Raw genomic sequence first — 218 nt, forward strand, 5'->3', positions numbered from 1 at the left:
GGGGCCGCACCAAGGCCGTCCCTTTCTTCATCTCCCAGGAGACATTCATGCAGGAACTTGGAACGGGCGAAGCCGTCGCCCGGGCGAAGGCCATCTATGACTATGGCCAGACGGCCATCTTCGCCTCTCAGGCCGATCCCCGCCTCCATATGGTGCTTTATGTGCCACCGACGGCGGCAGACGGCCGCAAGCTCGACCTCCTGGTCGCGGTCCACGGC

The 218-nt window shown here is 64.7% G+C and carries 1 pseudogene; it reads left to right on the forward strand.

What is annotated here, in order from left to right:
* Positions 1 to 47: 47 nt before the first annotated feature.
* Positions 48 to 218, forward strand: a pseudogene (locus AF337_RS32160) (alpha/beta hydrolase); the annotation flags it as partial.

This window comes from Rhizobium ecuadorense, assembly GCF_001187535.1.
Classification (GTDB): domain Bacteria; phylum Pseudomonadota; class Alphaproteobacteria; order Rhizobiales; family Rhizobiaceae; genus Rhizobium; species Rhizobium ecuadorense.